General features: G+C 67.8%; 21 protein-coding genes. 6 read left to right on the top strand and 15 right to left on the bottom strand.

Annotated features, from left to right (window positions below; all coding sequences use genetic code 11):
• Positions 1-12 precede the first annotated feature (12 nt).
• From ACODRV_RS11105 to ACODRV_RS11095, 3 genes are read left to right on the top strand one after another with little or no spacing between them, the layout of a single operon-like run.
• On the top strand, positions 13-666 hold the full coding sequence (locus tag ACODRV_RS11105; protein WP_141627772.1) for a hypothetical protein: 654 nt from the start codon (positions 13-15) through the stop codon (positions 664-666).
• Positions 572-2,182, top strand: a complete 1,611-nt coding sequence (locus tag ACODRV_RS11100) for a Y-family DNA polymerase (protein ID WP_488908353.1) — start codon at positions 572-574, stop codon at positions 2,180-2,182. The genes ACODRV_RS11105 and ACODRV_RS11100 overlap by 95 nt, the downstream gene beginning before the upstream one ends.
• On the top strand, positions 2,179-5,454 hold the full coding sequence (locus tag ACODRV_RS11095; RefSeq protein ID WP_488908352.1) for an error-prone DNA polymerase: 3,276 nt from the start codon (positions 2,179-2,181) through the stop codon (positions 5,452-5,454). The genes ACODRV_RS11100 and ACODRV_RS11095 overlap by 4 nt, the downstream gene beginning before the upstream one ends.
• A 34-nt stretch (positions 5,455-5,488) precedes the next feature.
• On the opposite strand, the gene ACODRV_RS11090 is transcribed toward ACODRV_RS11095, so the two are convergent.
• The 5 genes from ACODRV_RS11090 to ACODRV_RS11070 all read right to left on the bottom strand — a co-directional run bounded on the left by ACODRV_RS11090 (position 5,489) and on the right by ACODRV_RS11070 (position 10,713).
• The gene (locus tag ACODRV_RS11090) at positions 5,489-5,959 is read right to left on the bottom strand and encodes a hypothetical protein (protein WP_141627769.1); all 471 of its coding nucleotides are present in this window, start codon (positions 5,957-5,959) and stop codon (positions 5,489-5,491) included.
• Positions 5,960-6,055: 96 nt separating this feature from the next.
• On the bottom strand, positions 6,056-6,244 hold the full coding sequence (locus tag ACODRV_RS11085) for a hypothetical protein (RefSeq protein ID WP_488908351.1): 189 nt from the start codon (positions 6,242-6,244) through the stop codon (positions 6,056-6,058).
• A complete protein-coding gene (gene hppD, locus ACODRV_RS11080) occupies positions 6,245-7,330 on the bottom strand; it encodes a 4-hydroxyphenylpyruvate dioxygenase (RefSeq protein WP_141627767.1) in 1,086 nt (361 codons plus the stop codon). It lies immediately after the preceding gene.
• 123 nt (positions 7,331-7,453) lie between these two features.
• Positions 7,454-9,400 carry a M1 family metallopeptidase gene (locus tag ACODRV_RS11075; protein ID WP_488908350.1) on the bottom strand — a complete coding sequence of 649 codons (1,947 nt, stop codon included), beginning with the start codon at positions 9,398-9,400 and terminating at the stop codon, positions 7,454-7,456.
• A 53-nt stretch (positions 9,401-9,453) separates the two neighbouring features.
• On the bottom strand, positions 9,454-10,713 hold the full coding sequence (locus tag ACODRV_RS11070; protein ID WP_141627765.1) for a multidrug effflux MFS transporter: 1,260 nt from the start codon (positions 10,711-10,713) through the stop codon (positions 9,454-9,456).
• A 128-nt stretch (positions 10,714-10,841) separates the two neighbouring features.
• Between ACODRV_RS11070 and arsC the strand changes: the two genes are divergently transcribed.
• Positions 10,842-11,189, top strand: coding sequence for an arsenate reductase (glutaredoxin) (arsC, locus tag ACODRV_RS11065; protein ID WP_488908349.1), 348 nt, complete (start codon positions 10,842-10,844; stop codon positions 11,187-11,189).
• Between the two features lie 56 nt (positions 11,190-11,245).
• Here the strand turns inward: arsC and ACODRV_RS11060 are convergent, their stop codons facing one another.
• Genes ACODRV_RS11060 through ACODRV_RS11030 form a run of 7 tightly spaced genes read right to left on the bottom strand, consistent with a single transcriptional unit; the run spans position 11,246 to position 19,876 of the window.
• Positions 11,246-11,935 (bottom strand): response regulator, encoded by a 690-nt coding sequence (locus tag ACODRV_RS11060; protein WP_488908348.1) that lies wholly within the window; start codon positions 11,933-11,935, stop codon positions 11,246-11,248.
• Between the two features lie 18 nt (positions 11,936-11,953).
• Entirely contained in the window at positions 11,954-14,638 is a 2,685-nt protein-coding gene (locus tag ACODRV_RS11055) for a DUF4118 domain-containing protein (protein WP_488908347.1), read from the bottom strand.
• A complete protein-coding gene (kdpC, locus tag ACODRV_RS11050) occupies positions 14,635-15,210 on the bottom strand; it encodes a K(+)-transporting ATPase subunit C (protein WP_488908346.1) in 576 nt (191 codons plus the stop codon). Before kdpC ends, ACODRV_RS11055 begins: the two co-directional genes overlap by 4 nt.
• Positions 15,211-15,221: 11 nt before the next feature.
• Positions 15,222-15,971 (bottom strand): TorF family putative porin, encoded by a 750-nt coding sequence (locus ACODRV_RS11045; RefSeq protein WP_488908345.1) that lies wholly within the window; start codon positions 15,969-15,971, stop codon positions 15,222-15,224.
• Between the two features lie 19 nt (positions 15,972-15,990).
• Positions 15,991-18,060 carry a potassium-transporting ATPase subunit KdpB gene (gene kdpB / locus ACODRV_RS11040; RefSeq protein ID WP_488908344.1) on the bottom strand — a complete coding sequence of 690 codons (2,070 nt, stop codon included), beginning with the start codon at positions 18,058-18,060 and terminating at the stop codon, positions 15,991-15,993.
• Positions 18,061-18,072: 12 nt separating this feature from the next.
• The gene (gene kdpA, locus ACODRV_RS11035; protein WP_488908343.1) at positions 18,073-19,776 is read right to left on the bottom strand and encodes a potassium-transporting ATPase subunit KdpA; all 1,704 of its coding nucleotides are present in this window, start codon (positions 19,774-19,776) and stop codon (positions 18,073-18,075) included.
• A gap of 13 nt (positions 19,777-19,789) precedes the next feature.
• Entirely contained in the window at positions 19,790-19,876 is an 87-nt protein-coding gene (locus ACODRV_RS11030) for a potassium-transporting ATPase subunit F (RefSeq protein WP_488908398.1), read from the bottom strand.
• Positions 19,877-20,175: 299 nt separating this feature from the next.
• Between ACODRV_RS11030 and ACODRV_RS11025 the strand changes: the two genes are divergently transcribed.
• Both ACODRV_RS11025 and ACODRV_RS11020 read left to right on the top strand, forming a co-directional pair.
• On the top strand, positions 20,176-20,307 hold the full coding sequence (locus ACODRV_RS11025; RefSeq protein WP_255431410.1) for a hypothetical protein: 132 nt from the start codon (positions 20,176-20,178) through the stop codon (positions 20,305-20,307).
• A gap of 199 nt (positions 20,308-20,506) precedes the next feature.
• The gene (locus ACODRV_RS11020) at positions 20,507-20,692 is read left to right on the top strand and encodes a hypothetical protein (RefSeq protein ID WP_488908342.1); all 186 of its coding nucleotides are present in this window, start codon (positions 20,507-20,509) and stop codon (positions 20,690-20,692) included.
• A gap of 59 nt (positions 20,693-20,751) precedes the next feature.
• On the opposite strand, the gene prpB is transcribed toward ACODRV_RS11020, so the two are convergent.
• Genes prpB through prpC form a run of 3 tightly spaced genes read right to left on the bottom strand, consistent with a single transcriptional unit; the run spans position 20,752 to position 23,350 of the window.
• Positions 20,752-21,675 (bottom strand): methylisocitrate lyase, encoded by a 924-nt coding sequence (gene prpB, locus ACODRV_RS11015; RefSeq protein WP_488908341.1) that lies wholly within the window; start codon positions 21,673-21,675, stop codon positions 20,752-20,754.
• A 26-nt stretch (positions 21,676-21,701) separates the two neighbouring features.
• The gene (locus tag ACODRV_RS11010) at positions 21,702-22,190 is read right to left on the bottom strand and encodes a hypothetical protein (RefSeq protein WP_488908340.1); all 489 of its coding nucleotides are present in this window, start codon (positions 22,188-22,190) and stop codon (positions 21,702-21,704) included.
• A 5-nt stretch (positions 22,191-22,195) separates the two neighbouring features.
• Positions 22,196-23,350 carry a bifunctional 2-methylcitrate synthase/citrate synthase gene (prpC, locus tag ACODRV_RS11005; RefSeq protein ID WP_488908339.1) on the bottom strand — a complete coding sequence of 385 codons (1,155 nt, stop codon included), beginning with the start codon at positions 23,348-23,350 and terminating at the stop codon, positions 22,196-22,198.
• Positions 23,351-23,634: the final 284 nt, after the last annotated feature.

Here is a 23,634-nt window from a genome sequence, read left to right as displayed (position 1 = left end):
TCCGAGCCCGTCATGTCCCCCCATTCCGCCCTGTCATTGGAGCCGTTTCCGGAGGCCGCCGAGTCCCTGGAGGAGGTGTGCGCGCCTATGCCCCGTGACCGGGCTGCGGCCTTCCTGTTCGCCCTGTCACGGCGATCAAAGGTCGACGAGCGGCCGGTGCTGATCGCCGCATCCCGGGCCTGGCTGGGGGAGAATGGCCGGCCTTATGGACCGGGACTGCCGGGACAGGCCCTGATCCTGACGCCGGTGTCGACGGCGGCCGAGGGGCTGTGGGTGCTGGAACAGGCCCTGCGGTCCGGCGCGGTGGCGCTGGCCATGGGCGCGGTGGACGGCGTCAGTCTGGCGCAGTCTCGGCGGCTGGAGTTCGCGGCGAAGGCGGGCGGCGCCACCGGGGTGATGCTGCCACGCACGCCGGAGGGTCTCAGCGCCGCGCGACGACGCTGGCGGGTCGTGACGAGCCTGTCCGCGGCGGACCTCGACGATCCCCGCGCGCCGGGGAGAGCCCGTCTGATGGCCGAACTGACGCGTGGCCGGGGCGAACGCACCGGCGTCTGGATGATGGAGCAGGATGATGAAACGCATCGTCTCCGTCTGGCTGATCGACTGGCCGGTTTCCGTCCGCCGCCGATCGCTGGAACGGGCGCGGCGACCGGCCTCGCCGCCTGATCCCGTCCTTGATCCACAAAACCCGTTCGCCCTGATCCTGAAGAACCGGCGAGGCGCGGCCGTTATCCATGCCCTGAACCCGGCGGCTCGGGCGGCGGGACTGCGTCGGGGGCAGACCCAGGCGGACGCGCTGGCCATGATCCCGCATCTGCTTTGTCGGCCCGCCGACGTCGCCGCCGATCATCGGGCGCTTGAGGCGCTGGCGATCTGGGCCGAGCGCTGGTCGCCTTCGGTCAGTCTCGATCTGTCTGGTGACGGACTGGAAGGCCTGTTCCTCGATGTGACCGGGGCGACCCATCTGTTCGGCGGGGAGGCGGCCCTTCTGGCGCTGATCCGCAACCGGCTGGCCGAGGCGGGGGCGACCGCGCGCGTCTCCATGGCGCCGACACCGGGGGCGGCCTGGGCCCTGGCGCGCTGGGGCGAGGAGCGAGACCCTGTCGCCACCGACGAGACCCTGTCGGACCTGCTGGCCGACTTGCCGGTGGAGGCCCTCCGGCTGGACGAACGGATGGTGTCGGGTGCCCGGCGGCTGGGGCTGAAGACCGTGGGCAGCCTATACGCCATGCCCCGAGCCGGGTTGGCGCGACGGTTTCGGGACGGAGACGCCATCGGTCTGGTGAAGCGGCTGGATCAGGCGCGGGGGCACGCGGGCGAGGCGCTGACCCCGGTGCGCCCCCCCCCGCGCTATCGTGTCTGGCAGGCCTTCGCCGAGCCGTTGGGGGATGTGGAGGGCGTGGAGATGCGGCTGCCGGAACTGGCGGATGACCTGTCCCGGGCGCTGGAACAGGACGGGCAGGGGGCGAAGGCCCTGACCCTGACCGGCTTCCGCACGGACGGCGAAACGACCCGCCTGTCGGTGAGGATGGGCCTGCCCGGACGGGACGGAACGATCTGGATGCGGTTGTTTCGCGAGGCCGGTTTCGGGCGGCTGGAGTTAGGCTTCGGCCTGGACGCCCTGATGCTGAGCGCTGATCTGACCGAGCCGATTACGGCGCGGCAGGGTGCGCTGGAAAGCGAGGCGGAGGCGAGGCAGGCCGAGAGTCTGGCGGCGCTGATTGATCGGCTGACCGCGCGGCTGGGCGAGGATCGGGTGCTGACGCCCGAACCGGTGGACAGCTGGATTCCGGAACGGGCCGAGCGGCTGGTCCCCATGTTGGGGCGGACACCGACGGCGGACGGGGCCGAGGTGGGACGGCGGCCGATCCTTCTGCTGGAGCCGCCGGAACCGCTGGAGGACCCGGTGTTCGACCTGCCCGACGGGGCGCCCGCGCGCTTCACCTGGAGGCGGGTCAGCCGGCGCATCGTGCGGGCCGAGGGGCCGGAGCGCCTGTCGCCCGAATGGTGGCGGCCGCGTCCGGACGGACGTGAGATGCGAACCCGTGACTACTACCGCGTCGAGGACGGCGAGGGTGGGCGCTACTGGCTGTTCCGCGAGGGGCGGTACGGCTGGGACTATACCGGTGCGGGCGATGACCGTCGGGCGCCGAGCTGGTGGATGCACGGGGTGCTGGCATGAGCTGGGATGGCCGATACGCTGAACTGGGCGCGATCACCAACTTCAGCTTTCTGGAGGGGGCGTCCCATCCGGGCGAGATCATGCATCAGGCCAAGGCGTTGGGGCTGGCCGCCGTGGGGGTGGCGGACCGCAATACGCTGGCCGGGATGGTGCGCGCCCTGATGGGGGCCGAAGAGGTGGACCTCCCCCTGATCGTCGGGGCTCGGCTGGGTTTCACCGATGGGACAGACCTCATGGTCTTTCCGCGTGACCGCCCCGCCTATGGGCGGCTGTGCCGCCTGCTGACGCTGGGCAAGAGCGAGGCTGTTCCGCAACCGGGGGCGCAGGCCGGCTGCGAACGGATCGAAAAGGCCGAGACGCGACTGACGTTCGAACAGGCGGTCGGGCTGGGCGAAGGGATGATCGCCCTTGTCCCCGCTCCCGAAGCTGTGGATGCGGCGTTCGAGGCGCGGCTGGCGATGTGGCGAAAGGCGTGGCCGGATGAGCTGTATCTGGCGGCGGCGCCCCTGTGGCGGGGAGATGATCGGCGCAGGCTGGCCCGGCTGGCGGCGATGGCGGAACGCACCGGCGCGCCGATGATCGCCACCAATTCCGTGCTGTATCACCATCCCGACCGGCGGATGCTGCAGGACGTGCTGACCTGCATCCGCGAGGGAACGACCATCGACAAGGCGGGACGGCGGCTGCAGGCCAACGGCGAGCGTTTCCTGAAGCCGCCGGAGGTGATGGCGCGGCTGTTTCGCGGCCATGAAGCGGCGCTGGCGCGGACGATGGACGTGGCGCGGGCCTGCACGTTTTCGCTGCGGGAACTGGAATATCAGTACCCGGACGAACCAGTTCCGGCCGGGTATTCACCGCAGGGCTGGCTGGCTCGACTGACTCTGAAGGGGGCGAGGATGCGCTGGCCCCAAGGCGTGCCACCGCATATCCGTGCGACGATCCTCAAGGAACTGCGGCTGGTTCAGGCCCTCGGTTACGCCTCCTACTTCCTGACGGTGCACGATGTGGTCGCTTGGGCCCGATCAAGACCCGATCCGATCCTGTGTCAGGGCCGGGGCTCGGCGGCGAATTCGGTGATCTGCTTCTGCCTTGGCATCACCAATGTCGATCCGACAAAGCAGGATGTGCTGATCGAGCGCTTCATTTCGTCCGAGCGATCCGAGCCGCCGGACATCGACGTCGACTTCGAGCACGAACGGCGCGAGCAGGTGATGCAGTACGTCTATGAGCGCTACGGCCGCGACCGGGCGGCCATCGTGGCGACCATCATCCACTACCGTCCGCGGTCGGCCATTCGTGATGTGGGCAAGGCGCTGGGTCTGACCGAGGATGTGACGGCGCGCATGGCCGATACGGTCTGGGGTTCGTGGGGCGATGCGGTGAAGGACGAACACGTCGATCGCACGGGGCTGAGCCGCGACGACGCGCGAATGAAACTGGCGCTGGAGCTGACGGCCGAGATCATCAAATTCCCGCGCCACCTGAGCCAGCACGTGGGCGGCTTCGTGCTGAGCCGGACGCCGCTGATCGAGATCGTGCCGGTGGGCAATGCGGCGATGGACGACCGCACCTTCATCGAGTGGGACAAGGACGACATCGATCATCTGAAGCTGATGAAGGTCGATGTGCTGGCGCTGGGCATGCTGACGGCGATGAAGCGCGCCTTCCGCATGATCGAGGACACCTACGGGCGGCCGTTGAAGGATACGGCGGCGGTGCCATCCGAGCGGCGGGGCGTCTACCGGATGCTGTGCAAGGCGGACTCGCTGGGGGTCTTCCAGGTCGAGAGCCGGGCCCAGATGTCGATGCTTCCCCGGCTTCGACCGCGCGAGTTCTATGATCTGGTGGTGCAGGTCGCCATCGTCCGGCCCGGTCCGATCCAGGGCAAGATGGTGCATCCCTATCTGCAGCGGCGGTCGGACCGGCGTGCCGCCGAGGTGCGGCGGGAGCCCTATGTCTTCCAGATGCCGGGATCGACGGCGGACCCGCAGGAACTGACGCGGGTGCTGCAGAAGACGCTCGGGGTGCCCCTGTTTCAGGAGCAGGCGATGAAGATCGCAATGGTGGCGGCCGAGTTCACCGGAGACGAGGCCAATGGCCTGCGGCGGGCCATGGCGACGTTCCGGCACAACGGCACCATCGGCAACTATGAGGAGCTGATGGTCGGGCGGATGATCGCGCGCGGCTATGATCCCGACTTTGCACAGAACTGCTTCAACCAGATCAAGGGGTTCGGGGAGTACGGCTTCCCGGAGAGCCACGCCTGCTCCTTCGCGCACCTCGTCTATGTGTCGGCCTGGGTGAAGTGGCTGTACCCGGATGTATTCGCCGCCTGCCTGCTGAACAGCCAGCCGATGGGCTTCTACGCCCCGGCCCAGATCGTGCGGGATGCGCGGGAGCATAAGGTCGAGGTGCGGCACCCGGATGTGAACCTGAGCGACTGGGACGCGACGCTGGAGCCGCGCCCCCGGCGGCGGCGCAGGGCGATGCGTCTCGGCCTGCGGGCCATTGACGGGTTCAAGAAGGGGTGGGCTGAGGCCATCATGGCGGCGCGGGCGGAAGGGCCGTTCACCGATCTGGACGACCTTCGCCTGCGGGCGCGGCTGACGCCCGCCGCCATGGATCGATTGGCCGAGGCGGACGCCTATGGATCGCTGAAACTGAGCCGGCGGCAGGGGATGTGGGCCGCGCGCGGGGCGCCGCCGGCGGCCTCTGCGCCCCTGTTCGAGGCGATGGGCCTGCGCGAGGCGGACGGTCGCCCGCCCGAGGCTCTGCCGGAACTGGCCCCGTCCGAGGAGGTGGTCGGGGACTATCAGGCGATCCGCCTGTCCCTGAAGGGGCACCCGGTCCGCTATCTGCGCGATCGGCTGGAGGCGGCGGGGGCGCGGACAGCGGAGGCTTATCCGGCGGAGGCCAACGGCAGGCGGGTGGCGGTCGGGGGCGTGGTGCTGGTCCGCCAGCGGCCCGGCACGGCCAAGGGCGTCTGCTTCATGACCGTGGAGGACGAGACCGGCGTGGCCAATCTTGTGCTGTGGCCCGACGTGTTCGAGCGCCTGCGCCCGGTGGCCATGGGCGCGCGGATGGTGCTGGCCCGGGGTAAGGTGCAGACCGCCGAGGGGGTGACCCATCTGGTGGTCGAGGAGCTGGAGGACTGGACGCCCATGCTGGGCCATTTGTCGCCGGATGCCGCGCCGGGCTCAGCCCATGCCCCGGCGCGGGGACGGCATCCGAGGGACGTGCGGGTGTTGCCGGGATCGCGGGATTTTCACTGAGGGGAGGGCCGGCATGAGGCCGTCGTCACAGATTTCAGGTCGGGGCAGGGCCAACAAAAACGACGTGAATGCCCTGCTGGGCGAGATGGTACCGATACTCGAGGCTGTTCCGCCTAGCCGTGCGGAAGCCGTCCGGCTGGGATTGAAGGACTATTCCAGAGGCGCGCAACCAGCCCTCGACCGCCGCCCCGGCCTCATTCCTGACCGTGTCGCGCACCATTACGACGCAGGCTCCCCGACCCCGCATGACCTTCACATAGACCTCAGCGTCGCCCGAGGCGCGGAAGCCCCGGCCCCAGGCTTCGTCCGTTCCCGGGACCGTTATCCGCTCGAAGTCATGAAGCAAGCGCTGGTCCGCGATCGTTCCACCCGTGCGGATCACCCCCTCGCAAGAGGCAACGGCGCTACGCGTCAGGCCCGGCAATGTACTATCCTGCGCCAGAGCGGCTCCGGCGATTATCAGAGCGGGCGCCATCGCCAGAATTCCATAGCCAGACAGCCGCATGTCGTTCTCCCAAGATGCGCTGTGACTCTAGGGGAGTGGGTCATGCAGAAAACTGACAACTCGTGACGACGCGGCGAGACGTCCCGGAAATCAGTTTCAACTTCGCCGGTGAAACCGCCACTTCCACACGCGGTACCCGACGATCGGTGCGAACCCGCACACCAACGCGGCGATCAGCACCGTCCAGAAGCCGCCGCCGAGGCCGTATTTACCGACCGCCGCCCCGACCCCGGCCGCGAGGACGGGGCCGAGCCAGGGCAGCCATGACGGCGGGCGCATCTGCATTCAGGCGTCGACCTTGATGACGCCGCGACGAATCTGGTCCAGCTCGATCGAGTCGAACAGGGCCTGGAAGTTGCCGTTACCGAAGCCTTCGTTGCCCTTGCGCTGGATGATCTCGAAGAAGATCGGGCCGAAGGTGTCCTGGGTGAAGATCTGCAGCAGCAGGCCCTCCTCGTCCGAACCGTCGATCAGGATGCGGTTCTTGCGCATCCGCTCCACGTCCTCGCCATGGTTCGGCAGGCGTTTGTCGATCAGCTCGAAATAGGTCTCGATGGTGTCCTGGAAGGCCACGCCGCGCGCCTTCATGGCCTCGACGGTCTCGAAGATGTTCTCGGTCGTCAGGGCGATGTGCTGGATGCCTTCACCGTTGTAGCGACGCAGGAACTCCTCGATCTGCGAGTTGTCGTCCTGGCTTTCGTTCAGCGGGATACGGATGGCGCGGTCCGGCGCGATCATCGCCTGCGAGAACAGGCCGGTCGCCTTGCCCTTGATGTCGAAATACTTCTGCTCCTCGAAGTTGAAGATCGAGTTGTAGAAGCCGGACCAAGTCCGCATCTGGCCGCGACGGACGTTGTGGGTCAGGTGGTCGAGGACCTCGAGACCCATCGAGTTCTTCGCCTCGGCGTCCTGCCAGCCCTCGATCTCGGTCCAGCCGTCGTAGAGCGAGCCCTGCGCGCCATACTGGTCGATGACGTAGAGCAGCGAGCCGCCGATACCCTGAAGGATGTAGGGGTAGTCATTGCCCAGAGCGCCGCCGGCGGCTTCGGTGGCGGCGACGGCGCCGCGGGCCAAGGCGCCGTCATAGGCGTCCTTGGCGTTGGCGACGCGGAAGGCCATGCCGTTGGCCGACGGACCGTGGTCCCTGGCGAAGTCAGCGGCCTGCCCCTTGGGCGACAGGTTCACCAGCATGGTGATGTCGCCCTGCTTCAGACGGACGGCGCCGGTGGCCGGGTTCACATGGGTGCGGGTGAAGCCCATCAGCTCCAGACGGGCGACCATGGCCTCGGGCTCGGGGCCGGTGAACTCGACGAACTCGAAGCCGTCGACGCCAAGCGGGTTTTCCTGATCGATGCGGGCAGCGTCAGTCATGGAGCGTCTCCTGAATGGGGTGGCGGCCCCGGTTGATCCCGGGGCCGCATTTATGGCGCGGAACCTAGTGGCGCGGGGCGGTCAAGCCAAGGCGCCGCCGGACACAGGTTTGGGAAGTCGCCGTCAGTTCGGTCGACCCACCACCTCATCCACCGAGCCGGTGGTCACCGGGTGGTAGCCCGGGCGGGCCTGCGCATAGACGCGGGTCGCGATCGGACGGCCCCAGTCACCTTCGGCCCACAGGCTGGTGAACAGCGGCAGGACGAACTTGCGGCGGCCCTGCGTCGTCAGGAAATGCTCCAGCGTCGGCACGGCGGGCTGATAGCGGTGCTTCACCGCGATCTGCAACCAAGCGAAGACGACCTCGGCATTGCCTTCGGCTTTCAGATTCAGGGTCGATTCCAGATCGGCCAACTGGGCGTCTGTCAGCCAGCGGCCATTGCTGGTCGCCACGGGCTGACGCCAGGCGAGGAAACGCTGGCGTTCCTGCGTGGACCAGCCGGCCCATGGAATGGCCGAGGCCGGGCCGCCTGCGGCGAAGGCGCGCGCCGCCGCATCGACCGGAACGAAGGCGTTGGACACGGGCGGAACCCAGTTCGACGGCATGCCCGGCTGGTAAATCCAGGCGTCCATCATCAGCTGACGCTCAAGCGCCTGATCGCCCTTCACCAGATTCGCGCGAATGTCCTCAAGGAACAGCTCGGTGGTCATCGGGCGGAAGGCGTTGCGCTCGAAATAGCCCTTCAGCCAGGCATCGAAGCGCTCGCGCCCGACGATGCGTTCGATGGTGCGCAGGAAGGCGGCGCCCTTCTCATAGGCGATGTCGGTCAGGCCGTCGTCTGGGTCGCGACCGGCCAGATCAATCTTCAGGCGCGTGTCGGCGGGCGGCAGGTCGGCCAGCGTCGACTGCAGGTCGCCCCAGCCCAGCGATTGCAGCATCAGGGCGCGCTCCTCGCCGTAGAGGGCCTCCATGATCCGGTTCTCGAAATAGACAGTGAAGCCCTCGTTGAGCCAGAAGTCGGCCCAGGTGGCGTTGGTCACCAGATTGCCTGACCAGCTGTGCGCCAGCTCGTGCGCGACCAGCGAGACCAACGACTGATCGCCCGCGATGATCGTCGGGGTGGCGAAGGTCAGGCGCGGGTTCTCCATCCCGCCGAACGGGAAGGAGGGCGGCAGGACCAGAATGTCATACCGGCCCCAGCGATAGGGGCCATACAGCTCCTCGGCCACGTCGACCATGCGGGCGGTCGGAACCAGCTCGTCATGGGCGGCGTGCAGGCGCGAGGGCTCGGTCCAGACGCCGGTGCGGTGGTCGATGGCGGCGAAGTCCACGTCACCGACGCCGATGGCGATCAGATAGGGCGGGACCGGGTTGGTCATCCGGAAACGCCAGGCCTTACCGCCGTCGACGGCCTCGCCCGAGGTGGTCAGGGTCTCGGCGCTCATGACGACCTTGAGGTCGGACGGCGCGACGATGCGGGCGTCCCAGGTCTGGCGGATGCCGGGGCTGTCCTGCGTCGGCACCCAGGTACGGGTCAGGATCGCCTGACCCTGGCTGAACAGATAGGGTTGGCGGCCGCCGGCGGTCTGGGCCGGGGTCAGCCATTGCAGGGCGGCGGCGTCCGGACGGGTGGCGTAGGTGATGACCAGCTTCTGCGTTGCGCCGTCCGCGAGGGCCGGGAAGCGGACCGTCAGTGGCTGGCCGAGGATCGGGTCGGAGGCGCCGAGGGTGAACTGCAGCGGGGCGCCCGAGGCGTCGGCGATGCCGCGAATGTCGAGGTTGCGGGCGTCGAGGATGATTTCGGTCGCGCCGGGGACGCCCTGAACGTCGAGCGTCGCCGTGCCGGACAGGGTCTTGGCCGCGAAGTCCGTCTTCAGGTCCAGCGAGACGTGACGAACGTGGGCGATCTCGGGCCGGGCATAGGAGTGGATGTCGCGCACATACTGCACCGGGGCGGTGGCCGAGGCGGGCAAGGGCGGCATGTCGGAACCGGAGGCGGTCATCGTGGCGCACCCTCCCGTGGCGAGCATCAGGGCGAGGGCGGAGACCAGGCCGGCCGTGCGGATCATCGAACTACCTCTTCAATAACGTGACGGGACAACGCCCCGCCCGCCCGAAAAGATCAAGGGGCCTGCGTCGTCGGGGCTACATGATGCGACCGGAACAGCTTGCCGCGCTCAGCGAACAGGACGGCGACGAGGGCCAGCAGGCCCATGACCGTGAAGCCGATCAGCATGGGGGTGGCGGTCCCCGCGAACTGTTGCCCGATAAGGAAGCCGGCGATGGAGCCGAGAGTGGTGGACAGGAAGCCCTGGGCCGAGCTGGCCGTGCCGGCGATATGGCCCATCTTCTCCATGGCCATGGCCCCGAAATTTCCGGCGATGAAGCCGAAGCAGAACATTGTCAGGGCCTGAAGCACGGCGAAGGTCCACAGGGTCTCGTGACCGGTTGCGGAGACCGTCGCGTGTATCGCGGCCATGGCGATGAAACCCAGCAGGGCGGCGTGCGAGATCAGCCGGCTGCCGAAGCGCTCGACAAAAGTGGCGTTCAGCAGGCTGGCGGCCGCGATGCCGCCCGCTACGGCTGCGAAGATCAACGGGAACAGATCGGCGGCATGGAAAACATGCTCGAAGATCGACTGCGACGAGTTCAGGAAGCCGAAAAGGGCCCCGGTGATCGCCGTCATGGCCAGGGTATAGCCCAGCGACTGACGCTCGGTCAGCGCTTCCCTGAAGGCGGCGCCGATGCGGGCAGGCTGGATGGGCAGACGGTTCTCGACATGCAGGGTTTCAGGCAGGCGGATGGCGGCCCACGCCATGACCAGCACGCCCGCCGTCGCCAGAACGCCGAAAATCCAGTGCCACGGCGCGACATGCAGGATCGCCGCGCCCAGACTGGGGGCGATGATCGGCACGCCGAGGAAGACGAGGAAGCTGAGTGACATGACGCGCGCCATGGTGCGGCCCTCGTAGCGGTCGCGCACGATGGAGACCGCCAGCACCCGCAGGCCGGCGGCGCCGATCCCTGATCCGACGCGGGCGAGGATCAGCAGTTCAAAGGTCGGCGCCAAAGCGGCCAGCAGGCCGAACAGGGCATAGAGGCCCACACCGATCATCAGGACCGGCTTGCGTCCGTATCGGTCCGCCAGCGGCCCATAGAAGATCTGGGCCACGCCGAAGCCCAGCAGATAGGCGGTGATGATCCATTGCCGGTCGTTCTCGCGCGCCACGCCGAGAGCATTTCCGATGTCGGGCAGGGCGGGCAGCATGGAATCGATGGCCAGGGCGTTCAGGGCCATCAGGCAGGCGATCAGGCACACGAACTCTGGAAAACCCGGTCCCTTGACGATAGGCGGGGCGGCTTCTGACTGGGGGGAGGTCATCCGGGCCAGATGCGACCCTGTGTCCACAAGCGCAACCGCTAAAGGGTGAATAGTCTGACTTTGTGCGGCTGCGTTTCGTAAGGCTCGGCCTTCTCGACCCGACGCGGCCAATGGCTATAAAGCCGTCCATGACCATCACGATCTTCCACAATCCCAACTGCGGCACGTCCCGCAATGTGCTGCAGATGATCCGCGATACGGGCGTCGAGCCCGAGGTGGTTCAGTATCTGAAGACCGGCTGGACGGCGGAGGAACTGAAGGCCCTGTTCGCTGAAGCGGGCGTCACGCCGCGTGAGGCGATGCGAACCAGGGGCGAGCTGGCCGAAGGGCTGGGGCTCCTGAACGTGGGCACGTCAGATGCGACGATCCTGCCGGCGATGGTCGAGCATCCGGTGCTGGTTGAACGTCCCTTCGTGCGCACGCCGAAGGGGACGGTGCTGGCGAGGCCCAGGGAAAAGGTGCTGGACGTTCTCTAAGAGGGAGCGCGGCCGGAACCAGACGTCGTCCGGGCGGCCGGTGACGCCCTGACCGGTCAGACCTGCAACCTGTACCCGACGCCCGGCTCCGTTGAAATCAGACGGGGCTGGGCGGGGTCGCCCTCCAGTTTCTGCCGCAGTTGGCCGACGACGACGCGCAGGTACTGGGTGTCCTCCGCGTGGGCGGCCCCCCAGACGGCCGTCAGCAGGTCCCTGTGTCCCAGCACCTTGCCCGCCGCGCGGGCCAGCCGGGTCAGCACCTCGTACTCCTTGGGCGTCAGGCGCACCACCTCGCCGGAGCGGGTCACCAGACGGCGCTCCAGATCAATAACCAAATCACCGGTGATGATGGGGCCTTGCGGCGTCTCGGCGCCCGCCTTCTGACGCAGGGCGACGCGCAGCCGGGCCAGCAGCTCTCCGACCCCGAACGGCTTTTCAACATAGTCGTTGGCCCCCAGATCGAGCGCCTCGATCTTCTCCGCCTCCCTGTCGCGGGCGGACAGGATGATGATGGGGCCCTCATAGAACTCGCGGGCGCGCGTCAGCACGTCCTTGCCGTCCATATCCGGCAGGCCGAGGTCCAGAACCACGGCGTCAGGATTCCACAGGGCGATGGCGCGCAGTCCTTCCTGACCACTGTCCGCGCGCTTGGGATCGAAACCGGCGGCATCCAGCGCGGGCGACAGGAAGCGATGGATCTGCGCCTCGTCGTCGATGACCAGAATAGTGGTTCTAGTGGCGGACATGGATCCTCATGGGGGACCTCACAGCAGGTCGCGATGGGTGGCGATGGACTTGGGCAGGCTGATCAGGACACGGGTGCCGTGGTCATCCACGATGGGGCTGGCGGCAGCGATGCGGCCGCCCATCGCTTCAATAAACCCCTTGCTGATCGCCAGCCCCAGACCGGCGCCCTGGGTCCGGTCAGAGGGCTCCTCTATCCGGCGGAACTTGTCGAACACCCGCTCCAGCTCGGTGGTGGGAATGCCCTTGCCCTCGTCCTCAATGGAGATGACGACCGAGCCCCGGTCCTCATAGGCCGCCAGTTCGATCCGTGAGCTGTTCGGGCTGTAGGCGATGGCGTTCTCGAGGATGTTGACCACGGCCTGTTCCAGCAGGCCCTCATCGACCATGACCATGCTCAGGTCGGCGGGAAAGTCGCGGGTCAGGCGGCGCGTTCCCAGACGCCGCCCAACCCGTTCGGCGGCGGCGTTCAGCACGTCGCGGACGTCGGTCCAGTCAGCCCGGATGTTCAGGCCCCCGCCCTCCAGCCGGGTCATGTCCAGCAGGTCGCCCACATAGCGGTTCAGCCGTTCAGCTTCCTCGCGGATGCTGAGCAGCAGATCCGCGCGCACCGCCGGCTTCAGGCTGTCGCCGTAGTCGATCAGGGTGGTCGCCGAGCCCAGCACCGTCGACAGCGGGGTGCGCAGGTCATGGCTGACCGAGTTCATCAGGGCGCCCCGGAAGCGGTCGGTCCGTCTCAGGGTTTCGGTTTCCAGCGCCTGTCCGGCCAGCTCGGCCCGCTCAATGGCGACCGCGCCCTGATCAAGGATGGCGAGCGCCAACCGCTCCTCATCCGAGCCGGGGACGACGCCTTCGGCTTCAATACCCGCCACGCCGGACCGCCCGCGCACGCCTTGCAGGGGGCGGAAGACCCAGCTGGTCTGGGGCAGGGTGCCTGTGCCGTGGCCGGCGGCTTCGCCCTTCTCCCAGGCCCAGCGCGCGGCGGCCATCGCGCCGGCGCCGAGCGGGACATGGCCTTCGGCGTCCGGAGCGGAGGCGGCGACAACGAGATCGTCTCCTTCAGGCAGGAGGACAACGGCGCGGGCGCCGGCTGCGGCGGCGGCCTGATCCGCGAGAACCCGCGCCGTGACCTTGGCATCCTGCGTCGCCGTCAGGGTCTGGCTGGCGGCCAGCAGGGCCGAGACGGCGGAAGCGCGGCGGCCCGCGCGGCGCATCTGTTCGCGCACCCGGCCGGCAAGGGCGCCGGTGCCCAAGGCTACGCCCCAGAACAGCACGAGGGTCAGCAGATCGGTCGGCGACCCGATGGCGAAGCTGTAGAGGGGCCTGAGGAACAGGAAGTTGTAGATCAGGAAGGCCGCCGTCGCCGCCGCCATCGCGGGGCGCAGGCCGTAAAGCACCCCGGCCGCGACCACCGCGGCCAGATAGATGACGCCCAGATCGGCGCGTTCGAAGCTGCGGTCCAGCAAAACCCCGACCGCTGTCGCGACCAGCACGAAGCCGATACCGGCGGCATAGCCCGTCCAGTCGCCGAACCCCGCCGGTCGCCGGCGCCGCGCGGGCCTGGTCTCGACCTCGGGGGCGACTGTGTCGGTGATGATGTGGACCGCCGCCCCTTCTGACGCGCGCAGCAGTTCCGCCGCCAGCGAGCGGCCGAGGAAGGCGCTGAACCGGTTCTCCCGTCCGCGCGCCAGCACGATCTGGGTGATGTTGTTGCGACGGACGTGATCCATCACCGTCCGCACGACGTCGTCGCCGCTCAGCCGGATGCTGCGGCCGCCCAGCTGCTCGGCCAGCTTGGCGGCCTCGTTCAACCGGGCCGCGCCGACGGGATCGGCGATGCCGCCACTGGGACGCTCGACGTGGGCGATGGTCCAGGGGGCGTCCATCATCATGTCGGACATCCGCCGTCCGGTGCGCACCAGGGTCGAAGCCATGGCATCGCCGCCCACAAGCACCAAAATCCGTTCACCCGCCGCCCAAGGCCCCTGAACGCCCTTCTCGCGCAGTGCGGCGACCAACTGGTCATCGACGGTCTGCGCCGCCCGGCGCAGGGCCAGTTCGCGCAGGGCCGTCAGGTTCTCGACCTTGAAGAAATTCTCGGAGGCCAGACGGGCGGTCTCGGGCAGGTAGACCTTGCCCTCGGACAGGCGCTTGCGCAGCTCGTCCGGGGTGATGTCGATCACCTCAATGTCGTCGGCGCGGCTCAGGGCGCTGTCCGGCACGGCCTCGCGCTGGCGCACGCCGGTGATGCGCAAGACGACGTCCGACAGGCTTTCCAGATGCTGGACGTTTAGTGTGGTCCAGACGTCGATCCCGGCGTCGAGAATCTCCTCCACATCCTGCCATCGTTTGGGATGGCGCGAGCCCGGCGCGTTGGAGTGGGCGTACTCATCCACCAGCAGCAGATCGGGACGGCGGGCGATGGCCCCGTCGATGTCGAACTCCAGCAGGGTTCGACCGCGATGCTCCAGCGGCGCGCGAGCCATGACCTCCATGCCTCGCAGCAGGCTTTCGGTTTCCTTGCGGCCGTGGGTCTCTACGACCCCGACCACGACATCGCCCCCCTCGGCCTTCCGGCGGCGGGCCGCGCGCAGCATCTCGTAGGTCTTCCCGACGCCGGGGGACATGCCCAGAAACACCTTCAGCCGCCCGCGTTTCCGACGGACGGCTGACGATGCGGACGGGTCAGGTCCGGGCGCGGTCAAGATCGGGGCAGCTCCGAATCGAGGGCGCGGTTGGTCATCAGCACATTGACGTGCGGCTGGCCGATGAAGCCGAACAGGGGCTGTTCGACATGCTTCCCGATGATGCGCTGGACCTGATCCACGGAGACGCCCCGGGCCGTCGCGATGCGCTGGGCCTGAAGGCGAGCGTAGGCCGGAGAAATGTCCGGGTCGAGGCCCGAGCCGGAGGCGGTGACGGCATCGGCGGGGATGGCCCCCACGCCGTCTTCGGTCCGGATGGCGGTGACGCGCTCGGCCACCGCGGTTCTCAGGTCCGGGTTCAGCGGCCCGAGGTTGGAGCCGGAAGAGGCGGAGGCGTCATAGCCGTCGCCCGCCGCAGAGGGACGGGGGTGCAGGTAATGGGCTTCGGCGAACGTCTGGCCGATCAGGGCCGAGCCGCGCACCGTGCCGTCCCGGTCCCGGATCAGGCTGCCGTTGGCCTGACCCGGAAAGGCGGCCTGCGCCACGCCGGTGACCGCCAGTGGATAGGCGGCGCCGAGCAGGAGGGTGAACAGCCCCGTCATCACAAGGGCCGGACGCAGTTGGGAGATCATGGCTCCACTCCTCAGAAGGTGGCCTTCAGCGAGGCCACGGCGCGCGCGCCATAGGCTTCACCGAAGTCGTGCTGGTCGGTGTCGTGGTAGCGGACGTCCAGCGCCAGATGGTCGGTCAGGGCGTAGGCCACGCCCGCGTTCCAGGTCGTGTAGTCGAGATCGGACGACACCCATTGGCGGCCCACCGCGCCGGACAGGGTCCAGCGGTCAGCCGGGGCGAAGGCGGCGTTGGCTTCCAGATAGGTCGCCTCGTCCTCCGAGGCGCCGAAGAAATCCGGCGACCAGTACGTCACGACACCGAGGGTGGCCGGGCCGACGGCGCGCGAGGCGGCGGCCTTCAGCTCGACGTAGTCATAGTCCGCCCCGTCCGGTTGCCCGGTGTAGAGATAGGCCACGCCGCCCAGATCGACGGTCCAGCCCGACAGTTCCGAACGCCAGCCGCCATAGACATCGACCTCGGCGTCCGTGTCGTCCCCGAAGTCGACGTTCGAGGCCCAGCCTCCGACGTAGAAATCGCCGAAGGTCGCATCGACGCCTGCCGAGATCGCCGGGTTCTCCGAGGTCTGGCTGACGCCCCGGAAGACATAGTCCGAGGTCAGGGCGCCGTTCCAGGAGACGGAAGGTCCGGTGACGTCCTGGGCCTTGGCCTGACTGCAGAAACCGACGCCGGCGAGGACGGCCAGACAGGCGGCGGCGAACAGGGCGTCGTTGCGGCCAGAGGCCTTGAGACGTGGGGTCTTGAGAGAGGGTTTGCGGGTCATTTCAGGTGTCCTTTCAGGATCACGCCAGCCCTAGGCCGGTGATCACGATGTCGATGAGTTTGATGCCGATGAAGGGCGCGACGAGACCGCCGAGGCCGTAGATCAGCAGGTTGCGGCCGAGCAGCTTCCCGGCGCCGACGGCGCGGTATTTCACGCCGCGCAGAGCCAGCGGGATCAGGGCCACGATGACCAGGGCGTTGAAGATCACCGCCGACAGGATCGCGCTTTCGGGCGAACCTAGCTGCATGATGTTCAGCGCGCCGAGCGAGGGCAGGGCGACAACGAACATCGCCGGGATGATGGCGAAATACTTGGCCACGTCATTGGCTATGGAGAAGGTGGTCAGGGCGCCCCGGGTGATCAGCAGTTGCTTGCCCACCTCGACAATCTCGATGACTTTCGTCGGGTCACTGTCGAGATCGACCATATTTCCGGCTTCCCGCGCCGCCTGGGCGCCGGTCTGCATGGCCACGCCGACATCGGCCTGGGCGAGGGCGGGCGCGTCGTTGGCGCCGTCGCCGCACATGGCGACCAGACGGCCCTTGGCCTGCTCCGCCTTGATCAGGCGCATCTTGTCCTCGGGCGTGGCCTCCGCGAGGTAATCATCGACCCCCGCCTCCGAGGCGATGGCCGCCGCGGTGACCGGGTTGTCCCCGGTGATCATGACGGTGCGCAGACCCATGGCGCGCAGTTCCGCGAACCGCGCCTTCACGCCGGGCTTCACCACATCCTTCAGGTGGATGACGCCGACCAGACGGGCGTTCTCCGTGACGGCCAGAGGCGTGCCGCCCGAGCGGGCGATGCGGTCCACGGCGGAGCGGAACTCGGTCGGAGCCGAGGTCTCGTCCAGATCCAGAGACCGCAGGACGGCGTCAACCGCCCCCTTGCGCCAGTTGTCCTTGCCTGCATCCAGACCCGACTGGCGGGTGACGGCGGTGAACGGGATGGCTTTGGACCCTTCCGGCTGCTCGACCAAGATCCCGGCGTTGCGGCCCAGTTCGATGATGGAGCGACCTTCCGGCGTCTCGTCCGCCAGCGAGGCGGTGACGGCGGCGCGCAGGGCGGCTTCCGGACGGACGCCCGGCACAGGGATCACTTCGGTGGCCATGCGGTTGCCGAAGGTGATGGTGCCGGTCTTGTCGAGTAGCAGGGTATCGACGTCGCCGGCGGCCTCGACCGCACGACCCGAGGTGGCGAGCACATTGACCTTCAGCAGGCGGTCCATGCCCGCGATGCCGACTGCCGAAAGGAGACCGCCAATCGTTGTCGGAATGAGCGTGATGAACAGGGCGCCCAGAACGATGGGGTCCAGCTTCACGCCCGAATAGGCGCCGAGGCCGAGCAGGGTCACGACCGCGATCAGGAAGACCAGGGTCAGGCCCGCCAGCAGAACCGACAGGGCCAGTTCGTTCGGCGTCTTGCGACGGTTGGCGCCTTCGACCATGGCGATCATGCGGTCGAGGAAGGTCGAACCCGGGGCCGAGGTGATGCGAACCTTGATCCAGTCGGAGACGACGGTGGTGCCGCCGGTGACGGCCGAACGGTCGCCGCCGCTTTCACGGATCACCGGGGCGCTTTCACCGGTGATGGCGGCCTCGTTGACCGAGGCGACGCCTTCGATGATCTCGCCGTCCGAGGCGATAACGTCACCCGCCTCGACCAGGATCACTGAGCCGACCACCAGTTCATGCGCCGGGGTCGGGACAATGGTTCCGGTGTTCGGGTCGACGATCAGCTTGGCCTTCGTCGTCACCCGGGTGGCGCGCAGGCTATCCGCGGCCGCCTTGCCCCGCCCTTCGGCGACGCTTTCGGCCATGTTGGCGAACAGGACCGTCGCCCAGAGCCAGAGGGCGAGCTGGATCGCGAAGCCGGCCGACTGGCCGGTCGCCAACGCCGCGACCGCCGAAACGGTCGCCAGGAGGGCCACGATCCAGGTGGTGAAGATGACCGGGTTACGCAGCAGCTTGCGTGGGTCCAGCTTGATGAAGGCGTCGCCGAGCGCGCGGCCCAGCATGGCGCCGTTGAGCCCCCCCGCGAGGGGCGGCGGACGGGTCTTGCCGCCCGGCAGTTCAGGATTTGCGAGTGTCATGAGGGATGTCCGTCAGAACGCCCCGCCGAGCATCTGGAAATGCTCGACGATGGGTCCGAGAGCGAGGGCGGGGAAGAACTGCAGCCCGCCTAGGATGAGGATCACGCCGATCAGCAGGCCGATGAACAGGCCGCCGTGCGTCGGCAGGGTGCCGGTGCTGGGCGCCAGTTTCGGCTTGGCGACCAGGCTGCCCGCGATGGCCAGCACCGCGACCGCCGGGACGAAGCGCCCGGCCAGCATGGCAAGGCCCAGGGTCGTGTTCCACCAGGGGGCATTGGCGGTCAGGCCCGCGAAGGCCGAGCCGTTGTTCGCCGCCGCCGAGGTGTAGGCGTACAGAATCTCCGACAGCCCGTGCGGCCCATGGTTCAGCAGCCCTTCCAGAGCGGTGGGGAAGACGGCGGAGACGGCGGTGAAGCCGAGGATGGCCAGCGGCAGGACCAGCACGGCGATCATGGCGAACTGGATCTCGCGCGCCTCGATCTTCTTGCCGAGATACTCCGGCGTGCGACCGACCATCAGGCCGGCCACGAAGACAGCGAGCATGGCCATGACGACCATGATGGCGATGCCCGAGCCGATGCCGCCCGGCAGGATTTCGCCCAGTTGCATCAGGAACATCGCGATGCCGCCTGACAGGGGCATGTAGCTGCCGTGCATCGAGTTGACCGAGCCATTCGAGGCGCCGGTGGTCTGACCGGCCCACGCGGCGGAGGCGGGGATGCCGAAGCGGGTCTCCTTGCCCTCCATATTCACCGGCTGCTCGATCCCGGCGGCGACGAGGGCGGGCGCGGGCTGGCTTTCGGCGACATAGATGCCCGAGGTGCAGACGCCCAGAATGACCAGGGCGGCGACGGCCAGGGCCTTCATCTCACGCCTGGCCAGCACGCTTCGCCCGAAGGCGAAGAAGGCGGCCCAACCCATGACGTTGATGGCCACGGCGGTGATCAGATTGGTCAGGGCCGAGGGGTTCTCGAACGGGTGGGCGGCATTGACGTTGAACACGCCACCGCCGTTGATGCCGAGCTGTTTGATGGCCACCTGACTCGCGGTCTGGAACAGGCTGAGGGTCTGCTGGCCGCCTTCCAGGGTGGTGGCGACGGCGTTGGCCGACAGGGTCTGGGGCAGGCCCAGGGCGACCAGCACAATGGCCAGCAGGAAGGAGAGGGGCAGCAGGACGTAGAGGGTGGTCCGGGTCAGATCGGCCCAGAAGTTCCCGACGCCTTCACCCCGGCTGGCGACGAAGGCCCGCGCGAGGGCGGCGGCGATGGTCGCGCCGGTGGCGGCGGAGACGAAATTCTGGGTGGTCAGACCGACCATCTGGCTGAAGGCCGACAGGGTCGTCTCGCCGCCGTAGGACTGCCAGTTGGTATTGGTCACGAAGCTGACGGCGGTGTTGAACGCCAGATGCGGCGACAGGCCGTCAAACCCTTGCGGGTTCATCGGCAGGACGCCTTGGAGGCGCAGGATGGCGAACAGCAACAGGAAGCCGGTCAGGTTGAACGCCAGCAGGGCGCCGGCGTAGCCGAGCCAGCCCTGGCTGCGGGCCGGGTCCACGCCAGCGGCCTTGTAGAAGACAGCTTCGACCGGCTTCAGCACCGGGTCGAGCCAGGTCCGCTCGCCGTTCCAGACGCGCGACATATAGATCCCGATCGGCCAGCCCAGCAGGCAGGCGAGACCGAGGGTGAGGGCGATTTCCGCCCAGCCTTGAAGGGTCATGACGGCGGCTCTCCTAGAACCGCTCGGGGCGCACAAGCGCCGCAAACATGTAACCGGCGACGACGACCGCGCCGACGCCCCAGAGGATGGAGACGATCATCGTCACATCCTCTTCAATGCAGCGGCGAGGGCGGCGAAGAGCAGAAATGCTCCGCCGCCCAACGCCAGAAAGATCAGATCGGACATCGCCGACAGCCTCCGACTAAAGAAGGCGTGACAAGGCTCCCGAACCGCGTAAGGGCGCCATTCAGGTTCGGGCGCGGCGCATAAGGAAAACATAAGGGGAGCCCAGGGGGTGGGGCAGCGGCGTTATGCGGCGCTTATGCGGGCGGGCGGTTTTCGAATGGCGCGCTGAGGCCCGTCGGGTGTCGATTACGGGCCTCTTCAACGGAGGTCGAAATGACCCGCAACGCCCTGCTGACCCAAAGCCTGAAGTCTCGCCCCGCGGCGCCGCCCAGCGTCTGGCGGATGGCGATGGATGTGATCGGTCAGGCCTTCGGCGCCGCTTCGACGCGGGAGCGCGGCCGATGATGTCGGGCTATGTTGATGACCTAAGGCCGGGGCGCCGTGGTCCCGGCGGCTACGGAGTCCTGCAAAGGGATGGGGGTTGGTGTGTCGCGGTCAACGGCTGCCGCACCCGCGCCCTGCCGGTCCGCGAACTGGCCGAGCAACTGGCCCGCAGCCTGCAGGCTGAAGCGGATGGACTCCACCATCGCCGGGAGGCCCGCCAATGATCGCGCTTCCCGCCCCGCCCGTGCCCATCGAGATCACTATCGACCATGGGCTGTGGTGCTTCCGTTCGCTGGACGGCCGCCTGAGCGGCGCTTTCATGGACCGCCGGGCGGCCGTCCGCGCCGCCCGCGATGAGGCGGAAGGGCACGAAGGCTATGTGGTGGTCGAGCGCGACCGGCCCTGAACGAGGAACGGAGCCTGACGACCGTCAGGCTCCGTTCGTGTATCGGGCTACAGGAGGCTTCAGCCGCCCTGCGGCATGCCCTGCGGCACGATGGTCTTGATGATCGAGGCGTCCAGTTCCTCGAAGGCATGCAGGCCGATGGTGTCGTACAACTCCTGACGGGTCTGCATGCGGTCGATGTATTTGTGGGTGCCGCCGTGCTCGGCGATCGAGGCGTACAGCTCTTCCTGGGCCTTGTTGGCGGCGCGCAGCGAGGACACAGGCCAGATCACCATCTTGTAGCCCATCTCCTCGAATTCCTTCGCGGTGAAGAAGGGCGTCTTGCCGAACTCGGTCATGTTGGCCAGCAGCGGCACACCGGGCATGGCCGCGGCGAATTTCTCGAACATCTCGCGGCTGGTCAGACCTTCGGGGAAGATGGCGTCGGCCCCGGCCTCGACATACAGCTTGGCGCGGTCCACCGCGGCGTCGAAGCCCTCGACGCCGACGGCGTCGGTGCGGGCCATGATCACCATGTCGCGACGGGCCTTGGCGGCGGCGGCGACCTTGGCGGCCATGTCCATGGCGGGCACCAGCGACTTGCCGTTCAGGTGGCCGCACTTCTTGGGCAGGATCTGGTCTTCAAGGTGCACGGCGCCGGCTCCGGCTTCCTCGAAGGTCCGCACCATGTGCATGACGTTCAGCGCCTCGCCATAGCCCGTGTCGCCGTCCACCAGCAGCGGCAGGCCCGAGGCGCGCGCGATCTGGCGGATGAAGAAAGCGACCTCGTCCACGGTGATGATGCCGAGGTCCGGCAGGCCCATGGAGGCGGTCATGGCCGCGCCCGACAGATAGACGCCGTCGAAGCCCGCGTTCCGCGCCTGAATAGACGCCTGACCGTTGTGCGCGCCCGGCAGCTGCCAGATGCCGTCACGGGCCAGGGCGGCGCGGAACCGCTTGCCGGCGGATTCAGTGGGGAGGTCGGAGGCGAGGAGGTAGGGCATGGAGAGACTGGTTCCGAAGGCTAAATTTAATGGGCGCCGTAGCGTCGATACTCGCGCTCGGCTTCGCTTCGCATTTGCCGAAGCGTTTGATCGGGTCCGGGGCGCAGATACGGGGTGGCACCCTCTGTGCCCGGCGCACAGCGTTGAATATCGTCGTTTGGGAACCGGATCAGATTGTATCCGCCGAGCGTGTTCCGTCTCAGCCACCAGTTCCTGCGACCGAGGTCGGACCGGTACCCCGTGTGTTCAACGCTGAGAACCTCAAGTGTTCCACGATGGGCATCGCCCTCGATCACGCGATGCACCCGAAGGTCGATGAACCATGGCCAAGTGACGACGATCCACTCCGGATCCGGCTGAAGAATGCTCGGAACCTGGTGCGAAATGGTTGCTGAGACGATGGCGTCGTAGCAGTCCGGTCCGTCCGCCTTGGCGGCGGCTTGGCTCGGCGTGGCGGCGGCAAGCAAGATCGCGCAGAGACCTGCCCCGATGCCTTGAATGCCGAACCCCCGCATAGCCATTACCCCCGCTTCTTCAGCTCCACCCACTCCAGGTTCTCCGGACCCGTGTAGTTCGCCGTCGGGCGGATGATCTTGCCGTCCTGGCGTTGTTCGATGACGTGCGCGGACCAGCCGGTGACGCGCGAGATGACGAACAGGGGGGTGAACATGGCCGTGGGCACGCCCATCATGTGGTAGCTGACGGCCGAAAACCAATCGAGGTTCGGGAACATCTTCTTGGCGTCCATCATGACGCTCTCGATGCGCTCGGCGATGTCGTACATCTTGGTCGAGCCGGCCTCGTCGGACAGCTGTTTGGCGACGCGCTTGATGACGACGTTGCGCGGGTCCGAGATCGTATAGACCGGGTGGCCAAAGCCGATGATGACTTCCTTGGCGTCCATGCGGCGGCGGATGTCGGCCTCGGCCTCGTCCGGGTTGGCGTAGCGCTTCTGGATTTCGAAGGCGACCTCATTGGCGCCGCCGTGCTTGGGCCCGCGCAGGGCGCCGATGGCGCCGGCGACGGCCGAGAACATGTCCGACCCGGTGCCGGCGATGACGCGCGCGGTGAAGGTCGAGGCGTTGAACTCGTGCTCGGCGTACAGGATCAGCGAGGTGTGCATGGCCCGCACCCAGCTCTCGGACGGCTCCTTGCCGTGCAGCAGGTGCAGGAAGTGGCCGCCGATGGTCTCGTCGTCGGTCTCGACCTCGATGCGGCGGCCGTTCTGGCTGAAGTGGTGCCAGTAGAGCAGCATCGAGCCCAGCGAGGCCATCAGGCGGTCGGCGATGTCGCGGGCGCCGGGGTGGTTGTGGTCATGGGCTTCCGGCAGGACGCAGCCCAGGGCCGAGACGCCGGTGCGCATCACATCCATCGGGTGGGCGGCGGCGGGAAGGCATTCCAGCGCGTCCATGACAGCGGCGGGCAGGCCGCGCAGGGCCTTCAGCTTGGCCTTGTAGGCCTTCAGCTCGGCCGCGTTCGGCAGGCTGCCGTGGATCAGCAGGTGGGCGATTTCCTCGAACTCGGCGCCTTCCGCGAAATCCAGAATGTCATAGCCGCGATAGTGCAGGTCATTGCCGGTCTTGCCGACGGTGCACAGGGCGGTGTTGCCCGCGGTGACGCCGGACAGGGCGACGGACTTCTTGGGCTTGAACGCGGGGGCGGCGGCGTCAGTCATCGATTTCCTCACTGGTCCAGTGCAGCGCGTCGCGGCGTTCTGGCGTCCCGGAGGGGAGCGCGGGCCGAGCCTGCACGCGGCGGCGCCCGTTGATCGCGCGTCCGCCCTGATTGATGGGCACGAAATAGCGGAATTCCGCGCCGGGTGAAGGGTGAATCTGCTTCGGGCGCGACTTGCGTGGTCGGGGCGTGCTACCACTTGGCAAAACAGAGCCAAATGGCCACGGGAACGCAAAACGGCAGGGACGAACGCGCTTCGGCGCTGCCGGTCGGTATGATCGTGGC

The organism is Brevundimonas sp. FG8, from assembly GCF_057808845.1.
This window is presented reverse-complemented; position numbering and strand designations above follow the sequence as displayed.